Origin of the sequence: Massilia glaciei (assembly GCF_003011895.2) — a bacterium.
GTDB classification, from domain to species: domain Bacteria; phylum Pseudomonadota; class Gammaproteobacteria; order Burkholderiales; family Burkholderiaceae_D; genus Telluria_A; species Telluria_A glaciei.
This window is the reverse complement of sequence record NZ_PXWF02000101.1, coordinates 1-8,379: the sequence shown is the minus strand read 5'-3', so window position 1 is coordinate 8,379 and position 8,379 is coordinate 1. Positions and strand designations below refer to the sequence as shown.

Here is an 8,379-nt window from a genome sequence, read left to right as displayed (position 1 = left end):
GCATCGCGCTCTTCCATCTGAGCTAAGGCGAGAAAAATGGAGTGGGATATCGGATTCGAACCGATGAACAACGGCTTTGCAGGGTGAAGCAGGGAATTGGCACGGCATTGCCGCGCCCCTGCGTAACGGGCCGGCCTTGCAAGGCCGGCTTCCTTGCGCGCCTCAGTCCGAAAAAAATGGAGTGGGATATCGGATTCGAACCGATGAACAACGGCTTTGCAGGCCGCACCTTTAAACCGCTCAGGCAACCCCACATATATTGTTTGGCATCCCAGGCAGGACTCGAACCTGCAACCTTCGGTTTTGGAGGCCGCTGCGCTTCCATTGCGCCACTGAGATAGTGAACGTGTTGCCTGCGCCCGCATTGAAGCTGCGCCAGGCAAATTTTGGGGTGACGTACGGGGCTTGAACCCGTGACCCTCGGAATCACAATCCGATACTCTACCAACTGAGCTAACGCCACCATTGATGGTCAGATGCTTGCCGATGCAAACAAATGTGAAAAACTGGCAGGGGCACAAGGACTCGAACCTTGGACCTACGGAATCAAAGTCCGTTGCTCTACCAACTGAGCTATACCCCAACTGAACTGTGAACGACCTACAAAGCCATTCCACAAAGACTCTCGGCGCACATTGCCCCTGGCTGCGCCATGCACTTTTCAAAAGCGCTTTGTGGAATGGCGCGGAAAGGGAGGATCGAACTCCCGCTTCAACCTTGGCAAGGTTGCGCTCTACCGTTGAGCTATTTCCGCACCGCCCCGCCCACACTGGTATTGCTCGTGAGGGAGCAATACCGATACAGGCGGGGCTTTTACTACCTGTCCGAATTGTGAAAGAACTGAAAGAACTGCGTCTGGTCCGGGTTGTCCGGGGACGGCCTCAAACTGAAAGGGCTTGACTGCGTTTGCACCTGTCGCGGTGCCCGAAATGCAAAAAGGGCCCGGTGTCCTTGCGGAACATCCGAGCCCTTGAGCTTGACCTTGCGGCCGGTCGTCGAGGAGTGATCCTGTTCGACTAGGGGTTTCCCCCTCGGATGGTGTGTGCATGCTTCCAATTCGCGGCGTAAAAATAAGCCTGGCGGGAATCATGGCGGTGAGTGGGTTGGCGCAAGCAGCACGAAGCGGCATCGATGGCCCGCTCAAGCGCTGGCTGGAACAGGCTGAGCCACGAAGCGGGCAACCGGCACGCAAGCAGCGACAGGCCGGACGCTTGGCGTCCTGTCGTCATCTGTGGTTGCGTAATTGTTTTCACGGTCAATCCCTGTATGTGGTGCTTCGGTGCGCGCCAATTGGTTGGCGAGTGAATGCATTCTCACATGGCGAAAATGGAAAGGCAAGCGAATATTGAAAATTATTTGCATGATATGCAAACAATCGCTTCCGCATGGGTTTATTTGCAACAGCCGCAAACCGCGATCCTCATAAGGCGGTATCATGGCGCCTGTCGTAGTGAGGTGCGACTAAACCATGCAAACATCGAAAACACATAAAACCCAGGCCCCCCCGGCCGCCCCGCGAAAGGCCGTCCTGCGTATTCAGGTCCTGATGGCCGAGCACGAGATCCGCTTCGTCACCGAATTGTGGACCAGGCTCCATGCCATGGGCGTGGAGATATCCCATTCACAGCTGACCAGGGTCGTCAACAACAGCACCAAGTCATTGAGCATCGATCTGCTCGAAGGATTGGCGACGTTGTTTGATTGTCCCGTTTCCAATCTATTCAAGGATGCATAACGCTTCATAAAAACCGGGACGTGGAAATGCAAACAAAGAAAGCCTTCAAAATCTTTACGCTGGCCGTCGCCGCATGCTTTGGCCTTGTCCTCGTCCTCTACCTCATACTCCTCGCGGTCAATTGGCGCGACCAGCCTGTGGGCCAGGCCGCAGCCCGGCTCGCCGCGCTGTCGACCGGGCGCGCCGCGCTCGCCGAAGGCGATAACGCCTATGTATTCCTGATGGGATTCCAGGTCGCCCCCAACGAGGATCCAAGGGCATGGGGCCAGAAGCGCATCGCCTGGTCGCGCCAAATGGCGGCGCTGCCGAATATCCCCGATGGCGCCGTTCCGCCCGGCGCAGACACCAATTTCAAGGCCGCGCGCACGCCCGAAGTACAAGCCTTGTCCGATGCTTGCCGCACGGCGGAGCAAGCCTGCGTGGATGCGATCGGCAAGGGCGAAGCGACCATCGCCGCGTGGGCGGCATCGGAGCGGTGGCTGTTCGAACGCTACCGCGCATTGCTGGCACACCAGGCCTGGCGCGAAGACATGCCCTACGACATGCGGTTTCCCATGCCCGCATTTCACCCCGTGTTCGAAGGCCAAAAACTACTGCACCTCAAGGCGTGGACACTGGCGGGGCAGGGCGACGCGGCGGGTGTCAAAGCCTTGTTGGAAGCGGACATCCGGTTCTGGCGCCTGGGCCTGGCGTCATCCGAAATGCTGATATCGAAAATGATCGCCGTCGCCGCCATCAACCGGCATTTTTCGCTCGGTGCGTTGGCGTTGCGCCGCCTCCCGGCGCAAAGTGCAATGCAGGCGATGCCGCAGCAATGGCTGGCACCCGTTTCCGATGCCGAGCGGTCGATGCTGCGTCCGTTCGCGGGGGAATTGAGGTTTGCCGAAAACGCGCTGCGGCGCACCGATGCGCCGGAGGCTATGCGCGAATACGATGTCACGTGGGGCGGGAAAATGGCGACCGGCGTGTTCAAGCCGTTGATGCAGATCCAGGACACGAGCAACCGGTATGCCGAGGTGCTCGCGTCGGTCGAGGACGCGCTGCGGGTGCCGTATGCGCAGCTTCCCCAAGCGCTGGTGCGGGCCAGTAACATCACGGATGCGGTCGCAAAAAAAGGCCCGATGCCCGACCGGATGTATAACCCTGTTGGCGATATGTTCCTCAGAGTGGGGATCCCCGATTTCACCAACTACGCGGCGCGTGTGACCGACCTCGAGGGTGTGCGCCGGCTCGCCGCGCTCACCGTCGGCCTGCACAGCCGCGCGGTGCCTGCCGCGCAGCTGCGCCATCAACTCGCGGCGGCGGACGAACGCAATCCGTACGACGGAAAGCCATTTCAGTGGGATGAGAAAACCGGCGCGATCCTGTTCGTCGGCCTGTCGGAGGGCGAACGCGGCCGCCACGCGTTCATCTACTAGTCTTACTGCCCTGCAGCCGCCACGCGCGCCTTGCGTACGGCGGCGTCGTAGGCGGCAAACACGGCGCCGATCGGCCGCGTCTCGGGCAGGATATACACGATGCCGTTGGTTTTCTTAAAGGCCGGAATCACGACCTTGTCGAAGAATTTCTCCGGCACATTGACGCAACCATACGAAATGCGGTTGTCCGACGACGTGGCCGAGGCCAGCCGCTGCGCGCGCCGCTCCTTGGCATCGCTGGTCACCACCCGGTGCAGCGAAACGGCGTTGCCGTAATCGATCCACAGAATGTCCTTGCCGCTCACATTGCGGTCGATCGCCGCGACGAAGCGGCCCGCCGGCGTGGTGCGTTCGTGGACCCGGATGGTCGACAGCTTGCGGCTGCCGATGCCGGGCACGGAGTCGTCGCCGACGGCCTCGCCAAGCAGCACGGCGGTGGCGCCGTCAAGTTGGCCATCGCCGTCAAAGACAAAGGCCTTGGCTTCCTTCTTGTCGATGATCATGAACGACAGGCTGCGGTTGTTGTTCGACGCGAGCACCCACTGCGCTAGGCTGACCGCGTCCGCTGACGCCTGTTCGCGTTTGAAGTTGGCCTGTCTCGGTGCGTCGCCGGTTGCTGCAACGGGAGCGGCAACGGTAGTGGCGGCGGCGTTGCCTGCGCCGAGCGCCAGTCCCAGCATGCACAGGCAAAGGGTCGCCGTCATGCCGACCGCAAGCGCGCGCTGCGCGCCTGCCCTGTGCCCACCGATGTCGACAGCGCGTGCCATCTAATTGCGGTCTTGCTTTGGCGGACGGTTGGCCGGCACCACTGTTTCCGGCACCTCCTCCGGGACGACGATGACCGGCGGCGCGACGACGACCGGTGCCGGCAGCACGAACACAGGCGGGGCACCGTTCGGGCCGGCCACGATCAGGACCGAAGGCACTGGTCCCGACGGCGGCGCCTCGATGGCTGGCGGTGCAAGCCCGGGCGGCGTCGTTGCGGGTGCGACGACGACCGGTGGCGGCACCACGACCACCGGCGGCGGCACAACGACCACCGGCGGCACCACGACCACGGGCGGCACCACGACCACGGGCGGCACCACGACCACCGGCGGCACCACGACCACCGGCGGCACCACGACCACGGGCGGCACCACGATCACCGGCGGCACCACGACCACCGGCGGCACCACGACCACCGGCGGCACGACAGGCGGCACGACCACAGGTGGCACCACCACAGGTGGAATCACGGCGGCGAGAATGGTGCCGGTGGTGCGGCCCACAACCGGGCCGCAACAGGCGACCGGCAACGCGAAGTTGTCCGCGTTGGCGCCGCCGAGCGTGTAGCCGGTGTGGGTGATGGTCTTGCCGACACCGACATTGGCGTTGTCGAAATTGGCGGCCGCGCCCGCGCCGGCCACCAGCGTCACGCCGACCGGATTGCCCTTCAGGCCGGACAGGGTGGTCGCGGTGCCGCCATCGGCGGTCTTGTCGCCGCCGGCCGCGAACACCAGCATTTTTTGCGTCAGGGTGGCGCCGCCCGTGAGCGTGAAGTGGGGCAGGAAGTTGGTCGGCGTCGTGTAGTTGATCGGATTGTAGGTGATCGTCACCGGCGCGTTCGGCCCGGTGACGGCGCCGGGCGGCGTGAGCGGCGCGAAGATCACGGTGCCGGTGCCGGTGCCGCCGTTGCCGGCGCTGAGCCCCAGGCCCAGCGGCAGCCCGAGGCTCTGCGCGGGAATGGCGCTGCCGCGGGTCAGGGTGATCTTCGCGGCGATGTTCACATTCTCCGCCGCGCACAGCAGCATGTTGCCGTCCGTGGTCGTCAGGGCGGCCGTCGCGGCCACGTTGACATCGCGTCCGGCGCCCAGCAGCACGCTGCCGTTGGTGGTCGTCACGGCCGCGTTGACGTTGACGTCGCGCCCGCAGCACGCGACCAGGTTGCCGTTGGTGGCCGTGATCGCCGCGTTGATGTTGACATCCCTGACCGCGTTGAGCGTGAGCGTGGTCGGGCTCGTGCTTGCCGTCCAGCTGACCGCCTGGTTGACGAAAATGTCGCCGGGACCGACGGTGCCGGTGTGCAAGGTGCTGACCGGCGGTGCGCCGGCGACGACCGTGTTGGGGCCGGGCGAGGTGCTGATCGTGACGCTGTTGGTCACCAGCAGCGCCGACAGCGTGGCGCCGGAGATGTTGTCGTTGGCGCCGCCGCCGATCGTGAAGTCCTCCGGATCGATCAGCCAGTTGCCGGTCTGGCCTTGTGCCGCGCTCGTGGTCACGATGGCGTCGGCGCCGATCTTCACGTGCGCGGCCGAGGTTTCGATGAAGCCGCCGTTGCCGGCGCCGGGTGCCTGCGCGTCGAGCGTGCCGCCGAGGTTGATGCTGCCCGACTGCATGTCGCCCATCAGCTTGATCACGCCGCCCTGGTTCTCGAGCCGGTGGGCGCGGATCACGCCGGTGTTGTTGACCGCCGTTTGCAGCAGGTGGCCGGCGGCCTGGGTGGTCAGCAGCACCTGGCCGCCGTCGGCCTGGATCAGCCCGCCGTTCTGGACCAGCGCCTGCAGCGCGCCCTGGTCGACGCTGACGCTGAGCAGCTTGTCGCCCGACAATTGCATCGTCATCGCGTTGCCCGCCGCCATGGCGACCATGCCGAAGTTGGCGGCGATGCGGCCCTCGTTGCTGACCTTGGCGCCGAGCAGCGCGACATAGCCGCCATCGGCCGCCACGAGGGCGCCGGCGTTGTGCACGGTGCCGGCGCCGCTGCCGGCGAATTTATAATTGCCGGCCATGAAATCGGCGTTGCCGATGTCGCGCGAGGACGCCAGCAGGGCGCCCACGTTGACCGAGGAGCCCTTGCCGAACAGCACGCCGTTGGGGTTGACCAGGAACACCTTGCCGTTCGCGCTCAGATTGCCCATGATGACGGACGCGTCGGCGCCGAGCACGCGGTTGAGCGCGACCGATTCGCTGCCCGGCTGCACGAAGCGCACGCTTTGCCCGGCCCCGATATTAAAGCTTTGCCAATCGATGACGACGTTCTGGGTCGACTGGTTGATGACCATGTTGTTGGTGCCGGTGTTGATCGTGGCCGCGCCCTCGGTGACCACGCCGCCGGTCGGCGTCTGGGCGGCCGCGTTGGCAGCGCACGCCATCGCGACGGCGATCGCCAGCATCTTGATCGAGGCGCGCACGTCGCCGGGCGCCGCGCTGGTGCAGGAGGAGCTGCGCTTGCCGGCGCTGGCGGTGTTTTCCGACACGGCGACGAAAGTGCCTGTCTGGTCGTTCCAGATGGATCGGTAGATGGCGTTCATGGTGTTTTCCTATTCAGTATGCGTGTGGCGGTTGAATTCGATGTTGCGCGGCTGGTCAGAAATACTTGACGGCCTGGACCCAGAAGCGGCCCGAGCGGTCCGGCGCGGCGTTCGCCATTTCGCTGCCGAGCTTGCGCGCGTAGTAGGCGCGCACCATGAAGTCGTCGGCCTTCGACCAGACCAGGCCGACGCCGGCGCCGCGCAGGGTCCTGCTGTTGTCGCCGGCGACCCACGGATTCTTGTCGCGCCGCACGCTGCCGCTGTCGACGAAGGCGAGCGCCTGCAGCTGGCTGCGCTGCGACTGCGAGAACTGCGGGACCAGGTAGCGCGCCTCGAGGCTCATCACGTAACCCTGGTCGGCGTAGGCCTCGCCCTCGGGATAGGCGCGCACCGCGTGCATGCCGCCGAGCTCCATTTTTTCGGAGACGTCGAGGTTCTTGGAGGCGATCTGGCCGTTGACGGCGGCCGACAGCGACCAGCGCTCGCCGAGGAACTGGACCCGGCTCACCGAAAAACCGAACTTGTTGTAGCGCCCGTTGCTGCGCGCGGTGATGGCGTCGATCGCGCGCAGCGACGGCGTCTCGATGTCGAGATTGCCGCTCGACAGGGTCAGCGCGAAATTGCTCGCGCCGCCGCCGCCGATGCCGTCGCGGTGGTCGCCCACCAGGCTGGCCATGAGCACCTGGGCGCTTTTGTCGCCGACCGCGCCGGTCAGGTCCAGACGGTCGTGGAAGTTCTTGTCGTCGTAGGCGAGCTGGGCGAACAGATTGGTGTCGCGCGAGCGGATCAGGGGATAGCTGCCGTAGATGCTGGCGACGTCGGCCGTGCCGTGCGCGCCGAGCGGCTTGAATTCCTTGATCAGCTCATACTTGAGTTTGCTGTAGGCGACGCCGAGCTTGGCTTTGCCCAGTTGCACCTGGTAGGACGCGCGCGCGTAATTGAGCCCCTTGCCCGAGGTCAAGGTGCGCAGGCTGGCGACGTCGCCCATGCCGAGCGGCTCGTTGAGGTTGACGGTCGAGCCGATCCGGTACTGGCCGGTGTAGCGGCTGCCGGCGTTGTCGGCCTCGATGTTGCCCGAGATCTTGCGGCCCGGCGTGACGTCGACGATCAGGTCGGACGAGCCGACCGACGCGCCCGGCACGAGGGTGGAGCTGACGTTGACGCCCGGCAGGTCCGACAGCAGCAGCAGGCGGTTGTCGAGCGGGGCGCGGGTGACCGTGTCGCCCGTGTTGAGGCCGGCCAGCTGGCTCTCGAGCAGCCCGCCCGAGACGCCGGTCTGGTTGCGCACGGTGATCTTGCCGTAGGTGCCCTCGGCGACCGCGATCGTGACGACGCCATCCTTGATGTCCTGCGCCGGCAGATAGGCTTGCGCGAGGAAGTAGCCGGCGCGGTGGTAGCGGTCGGCGATTCTCGCGGTCATGCCCAGCAGTTCGGCCATCGACAGCTCGCTGCCAGGCGTAAAGCCCGCCAGCGCGACCAGTTCGGCGGCGGGGTAGACGCGCGCGCCGGTGACCAGCAGGGCGTTGACGCGCACCTTGACCTTGTCGTCGGGCGCGGCCGGGGCCTTGCCCTGCTCGATGCGCACTTCGGGGGCGGCCTTCGGAATGACCGGGGCCGGCGGGATTTGCTGGAATTGTCCGGCGGCGCCGGGCGTTTGGGCCAGTGCGACCGCGTGGCTCAAGGCCAGCAGCGCGAATGGCACTAATTTTGTGTGGAGCATTTTTGGATCCTTGGTAGACGAGGTGTAATTATTGGTTTTCTACAAGCAGTTTACTCTGCAGCAACTTAGGGTCCGTGCGGTGCCGAACATAGGCTTGGCTGATATGGCAACGAGGGGAAAGTTTATTTATTAGTTGATGTAAAAACATCGTTCGTGCCGCTTGTCAAGGATGGAAAGCAAGGTTTTTCGTGACTGTTTAGCCCAACCTGTTGT

Annotated in this window: 5 protein-coding genes and 4 tRNA genes; 2 read left to right on the top strand and 7 right to left on the bottom strand. The window is 64.4% G+C overall.

Features of this window, described 5'->3' with window-relative positions; all coding sequences use genetic code 11:
- Positions 1–177 precede the first annotated feature (177 nt).
- From C7C56_RS07510 to C7C56_RS07490, 4 genes are all read right to left on the bottom strand, one after another.
- Positions 178–254 (bottom strand) — tRNA-Cys (locus tag C7C56_RS07510).
- A gap of 10 nt (positions 255–264) precedes the next feature.
- Positions 265–339: transfer RNA gene (locus tag C7C56_RS07505), tRNA-Trp, on the bottom strand.
- 48 nt (positions 340–387) lie between these two features.
- Positions 388–463 (bottom strand) — tRNA-His (locus tag C7C56_RS07500).
- Between the two features lie 217 nt (positions 464–680).
- A tRNA-Gly gene (locus C7C56_RS07490) sits at positions 681–754 on the bottom strand.
- Between the two features lie 714 nt (positions 755–1,468).
- Between C7C56_RS07490 and C7C56_RS07485 the strand changes: the two genes are divergently transcribed.
- Both C7C56_RS07485 and C7C56_RS07480 read left to right on the top strand, forming a co-directional pair.
- Positions 1,469–1,735 carry a helix-turn-helix domain-containing protein gene (locus C7C56_RS07485; protein ID WP_106756826.1) on the top strand — a complete coding sequence of 89 codons (267 nt, stop codon included), beginning with the start codon at positions 1,469–1,471 and terminating at the stop codon, positions 1,733–1,735.
- Positions 1,736–1,761: 26 nt separating this feature from the next.
- Complete coding sequence (locus tag C7C56_RS07480) at positions 1,762–3,153, top strand: hypothetical protein (RefSeq protein WP_146204332.1); 1,392 nt, start codon at positions 1,762–1,764, stop codon at positions 3,151–3,153.
- A gap of 2 nt (positions 3,154–3,155) precedes the next feature.
- Here C7C56_RS07480 and C7C56_RS07475 read toward each other — a convergent pair whose 3' ends face one another.
- From C7C56_RS07475 to C7C56_RS07465, 3 genes are read right to left on the bottom strand one after another with little or no spacing between them, the layout of a single operon-like run.
- Positions 3,156–3,920: a hypothetical protein gene (locus C7C56_RS07475; RefSeq protein WP_106756824.1), complete on the bottom strand. Its 765-nt coding sequence runs from the start codon at positions 3,918–3,920 to the stop codon at positions 3,156–3,158.
- Positions 3,921–6,446, bottom strand: coding sequence for a two-partner secretion domain-containing protein (locus C7C56_RS07470; RefSeq protein WP_106756823.1), 2,526 nt, complete (start codon positions 6,444–6,446; stop codon positions 3,921–3,923).
- Positions 6,447–6,501: 55 nt separating this feature from the next.
- Complete coding sequence (locus C7C56_RS07465) at positions 6,502–8,166, bottom strand: ShlB/FhaC/HecB family hemolysin secretion/activation protein (RefSeq protein ID WP_106756822.1); 1,665 nt, start codon at positions 8,164–8,166, stop codon at positions 6,502–6,504.
- Positions 8,167–8,379 lie beyond the last annotated feature (213 nt).

Excerpts from the sequence above, each read along its gene's own strand:
- C7C56_RS07470 (WP_106756823.1), bottom strand. The coding sequence starts at position 6,446 with ATGAACGCCATCTACCGATCCATCTGGAACGACCAGACAGGCACTTTC.
- C7C56_RS07480 (WP_146204332.1), top strand. The coding sequence starts at position 1,762 with ATGCAAACAAAGAAAGCCTTCAAAATCTTTACGCTGGCCGTCGCCGCA.
- C7C56_RS07475 (WP_106756824.1), bottom strand. The coding sequence starts at position 3,920 with ATGGCACGCGCTGTCGACATCGGTGGGCACAGGGCAGGCGCGCAGCGC.
- C7C56_RS07465 (WP_106756822.1), bottom strand. The coding sequence starts at position 8,166 with ATGCTCCACACAAAATTAGTGCCATTCGCGCTGCTGGCCTTGAGCCAC.
- C7C56_RS07485 (WP_106756826.1), top strand. The coding sequence starts at position 1,469 with ATGCAAACATCGAAAACACATAAAACCCAGGCCCCCCCGGCCGCCCCG.